Origin of the sequence: Mesorhizobium sp. M1B.F.Ca.ET.045.04.1.1 (genome assembly GCF_003952465.1) — a bacterium.
GTDB classification, from domain to species: Bacteria; Pseudomonadota; Alphaproteobacteria; order Rhizobiales; family Rhizobiaceae; genus Mesorhizobium; species Mesorhizobium shonense.
On the sequence record NZ_CP034448.1, the window covers coordinates 950,570 to 965,185 of the forward strand.

12 protein-coding genes are annotated in these 14,616 nt (G+C 63.3%); 8 read left to right on the forward strand and 4 right to left on the reverse strand.

Features of this window, described 5'->3' with window-relative positions; all coding sequences use genetic code 11:
- Positions 1 to 8 precede the first annotated feature (8 nt).
- The 3 genes from EJ071_RS04630 to EJ071_RS04645 form a co-directional block, all read right to left on the reverse strand.
- The gene (locus EJ071_RS04630; protein ID WP_126097018.1) at positions 9 to 842 is read right to left on the reverse strand and encodes a shikimate dehydrogenase; all 834 of its coding nucleotides are present in this window, start codon (positions 840 to 842) and stop codon (positions 9 to 11) included.
- Positions 835 to 1,434 carry a Maf-like protein gene (locus tag EJ071_RS04635; RefSeq protein WP_126097019.1) on the reverse strand — a complete coding sequence of 200 codons (600 nt, stop codon included), beginning with the start codon at positions 1,432 to 1,434 and terminating at the stop codon, positions 835 to 837. The genes EJ071_RS04630 and EJ071_RS04635 overlap by 8 nt, the downstream gene beginning before the upstream one ends.
- Before the next feature lie 276 nt (positions 1,435 to 1,710).
- On the reverse strand, positions 1,711 to 2,532 hold the full coding sequence (locus EJ071_RS04645; protein WP_126097020.1) for a pyruvate, water dikinase regulatory protein: 822 nt from the start codon (positions 2,530 to 2,532) through the stop codon (positions 1,711 to 1,713).
- 495 nt (positions 2,533 to 3,027) lie between these two features.
- On the opposite strand from EJ071_RS04645, the gene hemE reads away from it, so the two are divergent.
- The 3 genes from hemE to rho all read left to right on the forward strand — a co-directional run bounded on the left by hemE (position 3,028) and on the right by rho (position 6,021).
- Positions 3,028 to 4,056, forward strand: coding sequence for a uroporphyrinogen decarboxylase (hemE, locus tag EJ071_RS04650; protein WP_126097021.1), 1,029 nt, complete (start codon positions 3,028 to 3,030; stop codon positions 4,054 to 4,056).
- A complete protein-coding gene (gene hemJ, locus EJ071_RS04655; RefSeq protein WP_126097022.1) occupies positions 4,053 to 4,589 on the forward strand; it encodes a protoporphyrinogen oxidase HemJ in 537 nt (178 codons plus the stop codon). The genes hemE and hemJ overlap by 4 nt, the downstream gene beginning before the upstream one ends.
- Before the next feature lie 166 nt (positions 4,590 to 4,755).
- Complete coding sequence (gene rho, locus EJ071_RS04660; RefSeq protein WP_126097023.1) at positions 4,756 to 6,021, forward strand: transcription termination factor Rho; 1,266 nt, start codon at positions 4,756 to 4,758, stop codon at positions 6,019 to 6,021.
- A 313-nt stretch (positions 6,022 to 6,334) separates the two neighbouring features.
- Here the strand turns inward: rho and EJ071_RS04665 are convergent, their stop codons facing one another.
- Positions 6,335 to 8,353 (reverse strand): thioredoxin domain-containing protein, encoded by a 2,019-nt coding sequence (locus EJ071_RS04665; protein ID WP_126102483.1) that lies wholly within the window; start codon positions 8,351 to 8,353, stop codon positions 6,335 to 6,337.
- 65 nt (positions 8,354 to 8,418) lie between these two features.
- Between EJ071_RS04665 and mnmE the strand changes: the two genes are divergently transcribed.
- The 5 genes from mnmE to EJ071_RS04695 all read left to right on the forward strand — a co-directional run bounded on the left by mnmE (position 8,419) and on the right by EJ071_RS04695 (position 14,423).
- The gene (gene mnmE / locus EJ071_RS04670; protein ID WP_126097024.1) at positions 8,419 to 9,726 is read left to right on the forward strand and encodes a tRNA uridine-5-carboxymethylaminomethyl(34) synthesis GTPase MnmE; all 1,308 of its coding nucleotides are present in this window, start codon (positions 8,419 to 8,421) and stop codon (positions 9,724 to 9,726) included.
- A gap of 416 nt (positions 9,727 to 10,142) precedes the next feature.
- Positions 10,143 to 12,017, forward strand: coding sequence for a tRNA uridine-5-carboxymethylaminomethyl(34) synthesis enzyme MnmG (gene mnmG, locus EJ071_RS04680; RefSeq protein ID WP_126097025.1), 1,875 nt, complete (start codon positions 10,143 to 10,145; stop codon positions 12,015 to 12,017).
- The gene (gene rsmG, locus EJ071_RS04685) at positions 12,014 to 12,649 is read left to right on the forward strand and encodes a 16S rRNA (guanine(527)-N(7))-methyltransferase RsmG (RefSeq protein ID WP_126097026.1); all 636 of its coding nucleotides are present in this window, start codon (positions 12,014 to 12,016) and stop codon (positions 12,647 to 12,649) included. Before mnmG ends, rsmG begins: the two co-directional genes overlap by 4 nt.
- A 17-nt stretch (positions 12,650 to 12,666) precedes the next feature.
- Positions 12,667 to 13,464 carry a ParA family protein gene (locus tag EJ071_RS04690; protein WP_126097027.1) on the forward strand — a complete coding sequence of 266 codons (798 nt, stop codon included), beginning with the start codon at positions 12,667 to 12,669 and terminating at the stop codon, positions 13,462 to 13,464.
- Between the two features lie 68 nt (positions 13,465 to 13,532).
- Positions 13,533 to 14,423 carry a ParB/RepB/Spo0J family partition protein gene (locus EJ071_RS04695; RefSeq protein WP_126097028.1) on the forward strand — a complete coding sequence of 297 codons (891 nt, stop codon included), beginning with the start codon at positions 13,533 to 13,535 and terminating at the stop codon, positions 14,421 to 14,423.
- Positions 14,424 to 14,616 lie beyond the last annotated feature (193 nt).

Consider the following 14,616-nt stretch of genomic DNA (forward strand, 5'->3'; position numbering starts at 1 on the left):
CCGTCATCTCAATGCGCTTCGATGTCGGCGACGATCATGCGCCGCAATTCCGGCGTCACTTCCGGCCGCTTGCCGAACCAGCGCTCGAAACCGGGCACCGCCTGATGCAGCAGCATGCCAAGACCATCGACCGTCTTCAGGCCGCGGGCGCTCGCCGCCGCCAGAAGCGGCGTTTCCAGCGGCACATAGACGATGTCGGTGACGATGGCGTGGCCGGGCAGCCCGGCCGGATCGGCGGCGAGGGTTTCGTTGCCATGCATGCCGAGCGCGGTGGTGTTGATGAGCAGGCCGGCATCGGCAAGCAATTCGCCGACCGCGCCGGCGCCATGCGCGGAAACCCCGGCGCCAAAGTGGTGGCCGAGTTCCTCGGCTCTCGCGAGCGTCCGATTGACGACGCGGATATCCTTGATGCCGCCCTCTTTCAGCGCATGGATCACCGCGCGGGACGCGCCGCCTGCTCCCAGCACCACGGCCGGGCCGTTTTTCGCCCACCCCGGCGCATGGTCATCGAGGTTGGCGGCAAAGCCGTAGCCGTCCGTATTGCCGCCCCAGAGAACGCCATCCTCGAACCACAGCGTATTGACGGCGCCGATTTCATCGGCCGCATGGTCGCGGCGGGCTACTCCGGCGAAAGCAGATTCCTTGTGCGGGATCGTGACATTGCCGCCGCGGTAGCCCTTCTCGGCCAGCGATTTCAGGAACGCCGCGAAATCCTCCGGCGCGACATCGATCGCCTGGTAGCTGCCGTCGATGCCGTATTTCGCCAGCCAATGGCCATGGATCTTCGGCGAGCGCGAATGCGCGATCGGATGTCCGGTGACGAAGGCCTTTTTCTCAACCATCGATCGCTCCCAATGCGCGCAGTTCCCCCAGCACCGGCAGAAGCGGCAGGCCGACGATCGTAAAATAGTCACCCTCGATCTTCTCGAAGAGCTGGATGCCTTCGCCCTCGACCTGGTAGGCGCCGACGCTTGCCAGCGCCTTGGCGCCGACGCGCGCCAAATGCCGGCCGATGAAGGCGGGATCGAGCTTGCGCATGGTGAGGCTGGCGACGCCGACATGGCGCCACAATACTTCGCCGTCGCGGCAGAGCACGGCGGCGCTGTTCAGCTGATGGGTCTTGCCTGACAAAGCCAGAAGATGCCTCCGCGCGCCTTCCATGTCGGCCGGCTTATGGAAGATTTCGTCGCCGAGCGACAGCGTCTGGTCGCAGCCCAGCACCAGCGCGCCCGGTCTGCGCTCGCTGACCTCGGTCGCTTTGGCCTCGGCGAGGATCGAAGCGACATCTTCGGGAGACACGCCGCTGTCCTGCAACGGCGCCTCGAGCGCGCGCTCGTCGACTTCCGCCGGCACCGCCTCGATGTCGAGCCCGGCATTGACGAGCATCGCCTTGCGGAACGGGCTGCCCGAAGCGAGGATGATTTTCTCGGCCATTTTTTCTCACGGACACAGCTACAGGAGGCTGGAGTTTCAGTCTGCTGCGCTGGCGCCGCCCCTCATTGTCCTGCCGGACATTTCTCCCCGTATAGTGACGGGGAGAAAGGGCAGCTTCAGCTCAAGGTGCTCTTTCCGCCACGCTGGTGTTTGGCGAAACCGTCGATGGCAGCGCCCCTCTCCCCGTCACTATACGGGGAGAGGATGCCGGCAGGCAGGTGAGGGGCGGCGCCGACCTCCGCCAAGGTGACTCGCAAAACTGGTTTCTTCGCTCATCTATCTCGTCTTCCCTCGCAGGGCAACGATGGCCGCTGCCGTTTCCTCGATCGAGCGGCGGCTGACGTCGATCATCGGCCAGCCATGCCTGGTGCAGAGCTGGCGCGCATAGGCGAGCTCCTCGTTGATCGCGGCGCGGTCGATATAGTCGGTCGATACATAGGGTGCGGTGTTGCCGAGGATGCGGTTCTGACGGACATGCGAGATGCGCTCGGCGGTGGCGACAAGGCCGACGATCAGCGGCGTCTTGGCGGCGATCAGGCTTTCCGGCAGCGGCACGCCGAGCACGATCGGAATGTTGGCGGTCTTGATGCCGCGATTGGCCAGATAGATGCTGGTCGGCGTCTTCGAGGTGCGCGAGATGCCGATCAGCACGATGTCGGCATCGTCCATATTGGCCGGCAGCTGGCCGTCGTCATGCTCCATGGTGAAATTCAGCGCATCGATGCGGCGGAAATATTCGGCGTCGAGCACATGCTGGGCGCCGACGCGCCGGCCGGCCGGGGTACCGAGATAGGACTGGAAGACGCTGAGCACCGGCTCCAGCACCGAAACGCAAGGCAGGCCCATGGCGGCGCAGCGCTCGTCGATCGAGCGCGCCAGCTTCTGGTCGACGACGGTGTAGAGAATTATGCCTGGTTCCTCCTCGATGTCCTCGAACACCTTGGCCACCTGCTTTTCGGTGCGGATCAACGGATAGATATGCTCGATGGCGCGCGCATCCTTGTACTGGGCGGACGCCGCGCGGCCGGCCGCCAGCAGCGTCTCGCCGGTGGCGTCCGAAATCAGATGCAGATGAAAGAAGCTCTGGGGTTTATTCACAAGCGCGGTTCCAGGCTGTGGGCTGTTGTGGACAAGGCTGGATGAAAAAGCCGATCCGGTGAAAGCGACTGTATCAGATGGCACCTTGTCCACAATTCGCCCCGCTGCAGGCTTTGCCGGGGCGCTGGGGACAAAACCGGGGATCAACTTTTCTTGGCCGATATCGTCCACAGCGCGAAGCCTGGGGCCAGGAAGCCAAGCTTTTGACTCGAAAGCCTGAATCCGGTTCGTCCCCAGATCCCTCCAATTTGCGAAAGAGCTTGCGCGACAATATGCTGACTGGCCTTTTCGAGCCGCAGGCTGGACAGGTCGCAACCACCACAACCAACAGACTCTTAGAATCAGAAGACTCTTTTGAAATAGATATTTGATTTAAGAGATAGCGCATGACCCCGAACCAGAGGTTCGGAAAGGATCATGCGCCAGATGATAAGTGCTACAGCGTCCTTTGCGCGTCTTAGGACGCGCGGCGCTGTAGAGAGAGGTCAGCGCTGGATGGCTGGGAAACGGATCATGCTGGACGTCCTCAAGGGCGAGACGGTTTCACCGCCGCCGCTCTGGATGATGCGTCAGGCAGGCCGCTATCTTCCGGAGTACCGCGAGACCCGGAAGCGGGCCGGATCCTTCCTCGATCTCTGCTACGATCCCGACCTTGCCGTCGAAGTAACGCTGCAGCCGATCGAACGCTTCGGCTTCGACGCCTCGATCCTGTTCTCCGACATCCTCGTCGTGCCCAACGCGCTGGGGCGGGAGGTTCGCTTCGAGGAGGGACACGGACCGATCCTGAAGCCGATCGCGGCGAGGGAGATTGCGGCCCTGAACGGCGAAACGTTTCACGTGAATCTCGAACCGGTCTATGAGACCGTTCGCCGGTTGCGCGCGAAACTGCCGGATGAAACGACGCTGATCGGCTTCTGCGGCGCGCCCTGGACGGTGGCGACCTACATGATTGCCGGCCACGGCACGCCGGACCAGGGACCGGCGCGGCTTTTCGCCTATCGCGAGCCGGAGGCCTTCGCGCGGCTTTTGAAGATACTGGCCGACCATTCGGCCGCCTATCTCATCCGCCAGATCGAGGCCGGGGCCGATGTGGTGCAGATTTTCGATTCCTGGTCGGGCGTTCTGGACGAGCCTTCTTTTGAAGCGTTCTGCGTCGAGCCGGTGGCCGATATCGTCCGGCAGGTGAAGGCGGTTCATCCCGACGTGCCGGTGATCGGATTTCCGAAAGGCGCCGGCGAGCGCTATCGCGACTACAGGAAGAAGACGGGGATCACCGGCCTCGGCCTCGACTGGACGGTGCCCTTGTCGATGGCGCGAGAGCTGCAAGGCGAAGGCGCGGTGCAGGGCAATCTCGATCCACTGCGGCTGGTCGCCGGCGGCAAGGCGCTGGCCGATGGCGTTGACGCTATCCTTCGACGCTTAAGCGACGGGCCGCTGATCTTCAATCTCGGCCACGGCATCACGCCGGAAACGCCGGTGGCGCATGTCGAGGCCATGGTGAAAATGGTGAGGAGCCGCCGATGATCGACGCGAGCAACGAGAACAGCGCCGGCCAGGCGATGAAGCGCATGACAATCGGCATCGTCGTTCTCGTCGTTCTGACGGCGCTCCTCTATTTCGCGGCACCCGACAGTTTCTATCCCTGGGCGAAAGCCATCCATGTGATTGCTGTCATCTCCTGGATGGCCGGCATGCTCTATCTGCCGCGGCTCTTCGTCTATCACGTCGAAGCCGAGAAGGGCTCGGTGCAATCCGAGACCTTCAAGGTGATGGAGCGCCGGCTGCTGAGAGCCATCATCAATCCGGCGATGATCGTGACCTGGGTTTTCGGGCTGTGGCTGGCCTGGAAAGGTTTCGGATTCCAGGGCGGCTGGCTGCACGCCAAGATCCTCGCGGTGCTGTTGCTTTCAGGGCTGCATGGCTATCTCGCCGGCGCGGTGCGGAAATTTGCCGAGGACAGGAACGAAAAACCAGCCAGGCACTGGCGGATCGTCAATGAGATCCCCACATTGCTGATGATCGTCATCGTCATCCTGGTCATCGTGAAGCCCTTCTGAGGCTCAAACGACCCCGCAAAAGGCGGCTTGCTCTTTTAGGCGACCGACGATAAAAGACGGGTCTTCCTTCCCGTCATGCGCCGCCCCTTTTCTCGCTTTCGGCCGCGCCCGGCATTTGTCGCATTCAGCCGATTTTTCTCCCCAAAGCCTACCCAGAGTCTATCTAATGCAAGAAATGAAACTCACCGAGTTCAAGAATAAGAAGCCGCCAGAGCTGATCGCCTATGCCGAATCGCTCGAGGTGGAAAACGCCAGCGTCATGCGCAAGCAGGAGCTGATGTTCGCGATCCTGAAGAAGCTCGCGGCCCAGGACGTCGAGATCATCGGCGACGGCGTTGTAGAGGTGCTGCAGGACGGTTTCGGCTTCCTGCGCTCGGCCAATGCCAACTACCTGCCAGGTCCAGACGACATCTATATTTCGCCGTCGCAGATCAGGCGCTTTTCGCTGAAGACCGGCGATACGGTCGAAGGGCCGATCCGCAGCCCGAAAGAGGGCGAGCGCTACTTCGCGCTGCTCAAGGTCAACACCATCAATTTCGACGATCCGGAAAAGATCCGGCACAAGATCCATTTCGACAATCTGACGCCGCTCTATCCCACCTCGCGGCTGAAGATGGAGGTCGACAATCCGCCCACCAAGGACATATCGCCTCGTGTGATCGACCTGGTGGCGCCGATCGGCAAGGGCCAGCGCGCGCTGATCAACGCACAGCCGCGCACCGGTAAGACGGTGCTTTTGCAGAACATCGCGCACTCGATCACCGCCAATCATCCGGAATGCTATCTGATCGTGCTTCTGATCGACGAACGTCCGGAGGAAGTGACCGACATGCAGCGCTCGGTGAAGGGCGAGGTGATCTCCTCGACCTTCGACGAGCCGGCGGCCCGCCACGTGCAGGTCGCGGAAATGGTGATCGAGAAGGCCAAGCGCCTGGTCGAGCATGGCCGCGATGTCGTGATCCTGCTCGATTCGATCACCCGCCTCGGCCGCGCCTACAACACCGTGGTGCCGTCATCCGGCAAGGTGCTGACCGGTGGTGTCGACGCCAACGCGCTGCAGCGGCCGAAGCGCTTCTTCGGTGCCGCCCGCAACATCGAGGAAGGCGGCTCTCTCACCATCATCGCCACCGCGCTGATCGATACCGGCAGCCGCATGGACGAAGTCATCTTCGAAGAGTTCAAGGGTACCGGCAACTGCGAAATCCAGCTCGACCGCAAGGTGGCGGACAAGCGCATCTATCCGGCGATCGACATCCTGAAATCCGGCACCCGCAAGGAAGACCTTTTGGTGCCGCGGTCGGACCTGCAGAAGATCTTCGTGCTGCGCCGGATTCTCGCGCCGATGGGAACGACCGACGCGATCGAGTTCCTCATCGACAAGCTCAAGCAGACCAAGACCAACGGCGACTTCTTCGATTCGATGAATACGTGATCGGGCTACCCTCCCCCTTGTGGGGAGGGTCGGCTCGCGAAGCGGAAAAGCTCGATTGCTGGTGGCAAATCGCGGGAGTTCGCGCTGCCCCTCATTGCCCTGCCGGGCATTTCTCCCCGTAAACGGGGAGAAAGAGGCAGCTGCGGCCGCAGCGCTCCCTCGTGCAACGTTGGCAATTGGCGAAATCGGTGGCGACGGCGCCCTTCTCCCCGTTCTACGGGGAGAAGATGGCGGCAGCCAGATGAGGGGCGGCGCCGACGTTAGACATCAAGGCAATCCGAGAAATTGGGTTAGGCCTCATATGCCGCTCAGCCTACCTTCGCCGCAGCAGCTTCTCCAACTCATCCGGCTCCGTGACCACCGGCAGGCACACCTGCCCGCTGCAGAGCCAGGCGCCCGGTTTGTCGGTCGGCGGCAGCACGCCGCCCGGCAGGAGCGGCCGATTCGCTTGCGTACCGATCGGCACGACAATGTCGACCCGACGCGGGTCGGGATTTCGATTCACCACCGGAACGAGGCTTGAGGAGTCTAGCTTGTCTATAATGACGAGCTTCAGCGGCTCAAGCGCCAGCGCGCAGGCGTTGACGATGCCGGCCTGGCCATAAGCCTGTTGCGCGGCGCGGCCCATGGCGTGCTCGGCTGTCGCCCAGGCCTTTTCCCAGAGCTTGGGATCGCCGGCGAGCGAAGAGAGCCGCACCAGTGCCTCGACGATCTGGCTTGTGGCCGAGGGGATCGCCTCGTCGACATCGCCGCGGATGCGGATCGGGACATCGCCGCTGTCCGATGCCGTCAGATAGTAGCCGGTCTTCTCGCCGTCCTGATGCCAGCGGTCGAGCTCACCGACGAACTGTTGGGCGTGGTCCGAATAAGCCGGATCGCCGGTCGCCTCGAACAGCGCGATCGCCGCATTGGTCATAGCCGCGTAATCGCTCGACAAGGCGGGAAAAAGCTTTTTCGCGCCGAGCATCGAATGCGGCAGGCGTCCTACTTCGCCGGCGGTGACGATATGGGCGAAAGCCTTTGCCGCGGCTCCGACCCATTCGGGCCTTGCGAAGGCGCGGCCGGCTTCCGCAAGGGCGGCGATCATCAACCCGTTCCAGTCGGTGAGGGCCTTGCCGTCACGGCCGGGCCTGACGCGCTTGTCGCGGGCCGACAGAAGTTTCGCCTTGAGCGGCGCGAGTTGGCCGTATTCGGCGATGCCTTGTCTTTGCTGAGCTTCGCTCTGGCGAATGATCGGCTTGCCCTCCCAGCCATGCGGGGCGGCCAACTCGAAATACCGGAAGAACACGGCGGCATCGCTGCCGAGCTCGGTTTCGACCTCTTGCCTGCTCCAGGTGTAAAAGAGCCCCTCCTCACCCTCGCTGTCGGCATCGAGGCTGGCGGCGAAGGCGCCGCCTTCGACCCGCATCTCGCGCAGCAGCCAGGCGACGGTTTCCTCGATTCGTATCCGGAACAAATCGTTGCCCGTTGCCGCGTAGGCCCAGTTGCACATGCGAATCAGCTGGGCGTTGTCGTAGAGCATTTTTTCGAAATGCGGCACCAGCCATTCGGCATCGGTCGAATAGCGGCTGAGGCCTCCGCCAAGATGATCGTAGATGCCGCCGGCAAGCATTTTTTCCAGGCTGATGAGCACCGCATTGCGATGCGCGGCTTGGCCGTCACGCAGCCAGGACAGCCACAGGCTGTGCATGAACGGCGCGTTCGGGAATTTCGGCGCCCCGCGCAAACCGCCGAGATTGCGGTCGATCATGCCGTCGATGCGGTTGCTGAGATCGGCAAGCGCGTCGCGGTCGAGCACGGCCTTGCCTTTTGCGCCAGCAAGCCGCTGCTCGACATGGGTTGTCAGGCCATCGGCGCTCTCGGCGAGGCTTTGCTGTTTTTCCCGCCAGGCCTTGTCGACCGCTTCCAGCACCTGGATGAAGCCAGGCCGGCCATAGCGTGCCTCGCGCGGAAAATAGGTGCCGCCCCAGAAAGGCTTGCCGTCGGGGGTGAGGAACATGGTCAGTGGCCAGCCGCCCTGCTCGCCCATCGCATGGAGCGCGGCCATATAGATCTGATCGATGTCCGGGCGCTCCTCACGATCGACCTTGATATTGACGAAGAGCCGGTTCATGACGGCGGCGACGGTGTCGTTCTCGAAGCTCTCATGCGCCATGACATGGCACCAGTGGCACGCGGCGTAGCCGATGGACAGAAGGATCGGCCGTTTCAGCTCCTTCGCTTCGGCAAGGGCCGCCGGCGCCCAGGCCCGCCAATGCACGGGATTGTCGCTGTGCTGTTGCAAATAGGGGCTGGCCTCTTCGGCAAGCAGGTTTCGCGCGGGCAAGGTCACGATGAGCGGCTCGGCATTGTGGGTTTGATAGGTCAAAGGCTAGGGCGCTTCAGCAGGTCCGGCAAATGGTTTCCAAAGATTCAATCGTAGCGCTTTCGAGCGGCCGCCTGCCTGCCGGCATTGCCGTGATCCGCATTTCCGGCCCGAAGACTCGATTCGTAGTCGAAACCATGGTTGGGGCCGTTAAGGATCGATTCACCACGTTGCGCAGCCTCAGAGCGCCCGACGGCTCGATCATCGACCACGGGCTTGTCGTTTTCTTCCCCGGGCCGGGCAGCTTTACCGGCGAGGATGTTGCGGAGTTCCATGTCCACGGCAGCCGGGCGGTGGCCGCGAAAATGCTGGAGACGATCACCGGCTTCGAAGGCGTCAGGCATGCCGAGCCCGGCGAATTCACGCGGCGCGCCTTCCTCAACGGCAAGCTCGACCTCACCGAGACAGAAGCACTGGCCGATCTCGTCAATGCCGAGACCGAGGCGCAACGGCGTTTTGCCATGCGCAATGCCGAGGGGGCGCAGAGCGAGCTTTATTCGAGTTGGCGCCGCCGATTGATCCATGCGCGGGCGATGATCGAAGCGGAGATCGATTTTGCCGACGAAGAGGATGTGCCGGGGTCCGTTTCGGAGGCAGTCTGGTCCGACGTGGCGGCAATGATCGATGAGATTGAGCGCCACATCCAGGGGTTCAAGGCTGCTGAGATCATCCGCGACGGTTTTGAGGTCGTCATTCTCGGCGCGCCGAATGCCGGAAAGTCCAGCCTGTTCAACGCGCTGGCCAAACGCGAGGCGGCGATCGTCACAGATGAACCGGGCACCACCCGCGATCTGCTCGAAGTGGTGCTGGATCTTAATGGGATGCGGGTGCGTATCGTCGACACGGCCGGCCTGCGCGAGACGGCCGGAAGAGTGGAGACGATCGGCATCGAGAGGGCGCGCGCCAAGGCCGGCGGGGCGGACCTTGTCCTGCTGTTGGAGGACATAGTCGATCCGCAGCCCGTGGGCGTGGTTCCGACAGGCGTGCCACTGCTGAAGATCGGCACGAAGGCCGATCTCAAGGGCGTAAGCAATGGTGGCTATGATTGGATCATCTCGTCCAAGGACGGCATCGGGCTTTCCGGTCTGCTGGATGAGATCGGCCGCCGTGCCGCCATGGCGATCGGAGATGCAAGCGACGTCCTGCCGTCCAGGCTGCGCCATGTCGAGCTGCTGAAGGAAGCGAAGGATTTTCTCGCGGCCGCCTTGGCGGAACAGGGGCAGGAGCTGCGTGCGGAGGAATTGCGATTGGCCACGGATCGACTTGGTCGGATCGTCGGCGCGGTCGATGTCGAGGACATGCTCGATGTCATCTTTTCGCAGTTCTGCATCGGTAAATGATTCACGTGAAACACGGTGCCTTTGCGGGGCGTGGATGATTCACGTGAAACAGCGGCAGGATGTGGCGGGTGCATGTTTCACGTGAAACGAGTCATCCGACGCGTCTGATTGCCAGAGGCCGGCGCCGCCCCTCACCTGCCTGCCGGCATCCTCTCCCCGTATAGGGACGGGGAGAGGAGCGCTCTCATGGACGGTTTCGCCAATCGCCGACGTTGCAAGTTGAGAGTCGACGTCGCGGCCAGCCCCTTCTCCCGTCCCTATACGGGGAGAAGGTGCCGGCAGGCGGATGAAGGGCAGCGCCGACGCCTGAGACGAGTGGCACCCTGGCCACGGCCGTCACTCCCGCACTGTCGCCTTGACACCGACCGCCGTCGGGGACATGTGTCAACCGACCTCTGAAACCGGATTCTTGGATAATGACCAATCACTATGATGTGGTGGTGGTGGGCGGCGGCCATGCGGGATGCGAGGCGGCAAGCGCCGCCGCGCGCGCCGGCGCCAGGACCGCGCTGGTGACGCTGCGCTTCGACACGATCGGCGTCATGTCCTGCAACCCAGCCATAGGCGGTCTGGGCAAGGGACACCTGGTGCGCGAGATCGACGCCATGGACGGGCTGATGGGCCGCATCGCCGACGCCGCCGGCATCCAGTTCCGCCTGCTCAACCGCCGCAAGGGCCCGGCCGTGCGCGGCCCGCGCACGCAGGCCGACCGCAAGCTCTACCGCCTTGCCATGCAGGCCGCGATCCGCTCGCAGGCCAATCTGGACGTGGTCGAGGGCGAGGTTCTGGACCTCGAGATTGAAGACGGTCGGGTTGCGGCTGTGCTGGTGTCAGGCGACCGGCGGCTCGCCTGCGGGGCCGTGGTGCTGACGACTGGCACCTTCCTGCGCGGCCTGATCCATATCGGCGAAAAAAAGATCGTCGCCGGCCGCATGAACGAGCAGGCAAGCCACGGGCTGTCGGCGACGATGGCTCGTGCCGGCTTCAAGCTGGGGCGGCTGAAGACCGGGACGCCCCCTCGCCTCGACGGCCGCACCATCGACTGGGCTTCGCTGGACAGCCAGGCGGCGGACGAGGATCCGGTGCCGTTCTCGCTGATGACAGACCGGATCGTTAATCCGCAGATCCATTGCGGCATCACCCGCACCATGACGGCGACTCATGAGTTGATTCGCCTCAATTTGAACCGGTCGGCGATGTATTCCGGTTCGATCGAAGGTGTCGGGCCGCGCTACTGCCCGTCGATCGAAGACAAGATCGTCAAGTTCGGCGACCGCGAAGGCCACCAGATTTTTCTCGAGCCGGAAGGCCTCGACGACGACACCGTCTATCCGAACGGCATCTCGACCTCGCTGCCGGAAGACGTGCAGCTCGATATTCTGAAGACGATCCCCGGGCTGGAGAAGGCGACGATGCTGCAACCCGGCTATGCCATCGAGTATGACCATGTCGATCCCCGCGAGCTCAAGACAACGCTGGAGACGAAGCGCGTCAGCGGTCTGTTTCTGGCCGGGCAGATCAACGGCACCACCGGCTATGAAGAGGCCGGCGCGCAAGGCTTGCTTGCCGGCATCAATGCCGCGCGCAAAGCCTCGGCAAGCGAGCCGGTCGTGCTCAGCCGCACCGATGCCTATATCGGCGTGATGGTCGACGACCTGACCAGCCGCGGCATCGCCGAGCCCTACCGCATGTTCACGTCACGGGCCGAGTTCCGGCTTTCGCTGCGCGCCGACAACGCCGACGAGCGGCTGACGCCGCTGGCGGCGAAGCTCGGGATTGCGTCGTCGGAGCGCCAGCAGCGCTTTGGCGAGATTGCCGGAAAGCTCGACCACGCCCGGGCGTTGGCTAAGTCGATCACCTTCACGCCGAACGAAGCGGGACGACATGGCCTGGAGATCAACAAGGACGGCGTGCGGCGCTCGGCCTATGAGCTGCTCGCCCATCCGGGCGTGGACATGGCCTGGCTGGCACGTATCGAAGCCCGCTTTGCCGGGCTTGACGCTAAGACCAGAGAGCGGCTCGAGACCGAAGCAAAATATTCCGTCTACTTGGAACGCCAGCAAGCGGATGTCTCGCAGATCAGGCATGAGGAGTCGCGGCTTATTCCGGAGAGCATCGACTTCTCCGATGTGCCGGGCCTCTCCAACGAGTTGAAGCAGAAGATGAAGTCGCGCCAGCCGCGCTCGATCGCCGATGCGCAGCGCATGGAAGGCATGACGCCGGCCGCGCTCGCAGTCATTGTCGCGCATGTCCGCAATGCCGAACTCGCCGCGCGAAGGGACGTGGCGTGAGCGGCTGGGAAGACCTGCAGAAAGCGGCGGGTCCGGTTTCACGTGAAACATTCGAGCGGCTGCAAGCCTTCGAACAGCTTTTCCTGAAATGGAACCGCAGCATCAACCTGGCGGCGCCGTCGACACTGGACGACGTCTGGCGCCGTCACATCCTGGACAGCGCCCAGCTTGCGCGAATCGCACCTGCAGCCAAGCGTTGGGTGGACCTCGGCTCGGGTGGCGGCTTTCCCGGATTGGTGCTGGGTTTCCTGCTAGCCGAGCGCCCAGGCGCTTCGATCTCTCTGGTCGAGAGCAACCGCAAGAAGGCGGCGTTCCTGCAATCAGTCATCGGTCAGTTCGGCCTGCCGGCGCGGGTCCTGGCCAAACGTATCGACGATAGCTATCCCCTTGTTTCCGCACCTGAAATTGTCACCGCTCGAGCCCTGGCTGCGCTTCCCGACCTGCTGGATCTCGCGGCACCTTGGCTGACGAAAGGGGCGCGCGCGCTTTTCCACAAAGGCCGGGATTACCGGGCCGAAGTGGAAGAAAGCGCTCACCGCTGGGCCTTCGATCTGGTAGAACATCCAAGCATGACCGACCCTCACGGCGTCATCCTGGAAATCACCGATCTGCGCCCGGCGAAACCGCAATGAATTACTGGCATAAACCCATGAAAACTGGACCGCGTATCATCACCGTCGCCAACCAGAAGGGCGGCGTCGGCAAGACGACCACGGCCATCAACCTGGCGACGGCGCTGGCCGCGATCGGCGAGCGCGTGCTGATCGTCGACCTCGACCCGCAGGGTAACGCCAGCACCGGCCTCGGCATCGACCGCAAGGACCGCACCGTCTCGTCCTACGACGTGCTGACCGGCGAGTTGGAGCTGGAAGCGGCCGCGGTGCCGACCGCGGTGCCGGGCTTGTCCATCGTGCCTTCGACGCTCGACCTGCTCGGCATCGAGATGGAGATCGCCTCGGCCCCCGACCGGGCGCTGCGCCTGCGCAACGCGCTGCGCGACGCCGCCGAGCGAGCGGCGCCTTTCGGCTATGTGCTGATCGACTGTCCGCCGTCGCTCAACCTTTTGACTTTGAATTCAATGGCGGCGGCTGATTCGGTTCTTGTGCCGCTGCAGTGCGAGTTCTTCGCGCTGGAAGGCCTCAGCCAGTTGCTGGAGACGGTCGAGCAGGTGCGGCGCACGATCAATCCGGATCTCACCATCCAGGGCATCGTGCTCACCATGTATGACGGCCGCAACAACCTCGCCAACCAGGTGGTTCAGGACGTGCGCACCCATATGGGCGACAAGGTCTATGAGACGATCATTCCGCGCAATGTTCGCGTCTCCGAAGCGCCCTCCTACGGCAAGCCGGCGATCCTCTACGATCTCAAATGCTCGGGCAGCCAGGCCTATCTGCAGCTCGCCTCCGAAGTGATCCGCCGCGAGCGCAAGCTGCGCGCGGCCTGAGCCGGGCTGACAGGCCAAATCCCTTTAACGAATAGCCGATTCGATTCCGAAACGATCTGGACAGAATAATGAGCGAAGACCAATCAAGAAAAAGACTGGGCCGCGGCCTGGCTGCGCTGATCGGCGAGATCGACCGTCCCGCGGCGCCGGAAAAGCCGAGCGCGGTCGCGGCGGACGGCAAAGTGCCAATCGAGTTCGTCAGCCCGAACCCGAAGAATCCGCGCCGGCATTTCGGCGACGCCGAGCTCATCGACCTCGCCCAGTCGATTCGCGAACATGGCGTGGTGCAGCCGGTGGTGGCGCGGCCGTCGCCGTCGCAGCCCGGCCGCTACGAGATCATCGCCGGCGAGCGGCGCTGGCGGGCGGCGCAGCGCGCCGGCCTGACGGAAATCCCGCTCATCGTGCGCGACGTCAACGACCGCACGGCGCTGGAGCTGGCAATCATCGAGAACGTGCAGCGCGCCGACCTCAACCCGGTCGAGGAGGCGCAAGGTTACCAGCAGCTGATCGACGAGCATGGCTATACCCAGGCCGATCTCGGCCAGGTGATCGGCAAGAGCCGCAGCCATGTCGCCAACACGCTGCGGCTCTTGAAGCTGCCCAATGTCATCCATGACATGCTGGTCGACGGCGATCTGTCGGCCGGTCATGCCCGCACGCTGGTCACCGCCGAGGATCCGGCCGGCCTCGCCAAGCGCATCGTCAAGGAAGGGCTTTCTGTGCGCCAGGCCGAGGCGCTGGTGCAGATGCCCGCCGGACCGACGCCGGCCAAGGCGAAATCCGCGGCCAGTGCGCCGGAGAAAGATCCCGACACGCTGGCGCTGGAAAAGCTGATGACCGATACGATCGGCATGATCGTGAGCATCGAGCACAAGGGCAAAGGTGGCACGCTCAAGGTCAATTATCGCTCGCTGGACCAGCTCGACGAGCTCTGCCGGCGATTGAAGGATGAGCGGTAGGGTGTTGAAGTGCAACGATATTTTGCCGGCTAATGAAGTTTTGGCTCAAGGGTGGATACGCCTGATATATTGGTGATAGCTGAGACAGGGCTGGCCGCGACACCGGCCCTTTTCGTTGGCGATTGGCGAAAGCGGCGGCGCTGCCACTCCGTCCTTGCGGGAATGCCCCGGCAGGGCAGAGGCGGGGCGCTAT

What these genes read in the sequence shown, in the direction of transcription:
- hemE (WP_126097021.1), top strand. Translation starts at nt 3,028, where the DNA reads ATGGCTGGGAAACGGATCATGCTGGACGTCCTCAAGGGCGAGACGGTT.
- EJ071_RS04690 (WP_126097027.1), top strand. Translation starts at nt 12,667, where the DNA reads ATGAAAACTGGACCGCGTATCATCACCGTCGCCAACCAGAAGGGCGGC.
- EJ071_RS04695 (WP_126097028.1), top strand. Translation starts at nt 13,533, where the DNA reads ATGAGCGAAGACCAATCAAGAAAAAGACTGGGCCGCGGCCTGGCTGCG.
- EJ071_RS04630 (WP_126097018.1), bottom strand. Translation starts at nt 842, where the DNA reads ATGGTTGAGAAAAAGGCCTTCGTCACCGGACATCCGATCGCGCATTCG.
- EJ071_RS04635 (WP_126097019.1), bottom strand. Translation starts at nt 1,434, where the DNA reads ATGGCCGAGAAAATCATCCTCGCTTCGGGCAGCCCGTTCCGCAAGGCG.
- mnmE (WP_126097024.1), top strand. Translation starts at nt 8,419, where the DNA reads ATGGTTTCCAAAGATTCAATCGTAGCGCTTTCGAGCGGCCGCCTGCCT.
- mnmG (WP_126097025.1), top strand. Translation starts at nt 10,143, where the DNA reads ATGACCAATCACTATGATGTGGTGGTGGTGGGCGGCGGCCATGCGGGA.
- hemJ (WP_126097022.1), top strand. Translation starts at nt 4,053, where the DNA reads ATGATCGACGCGAGCAACGAGAACAGCGCCGGCCAGGCGATGAAGCGC.
- rho (WP_126097023.1), top strand. Translation starts at nt 4,756, where the DNA reads ATGCAAGAAATGAAACTCACCGAGTTCAAGAATAAGAAGCCGCCAGAG.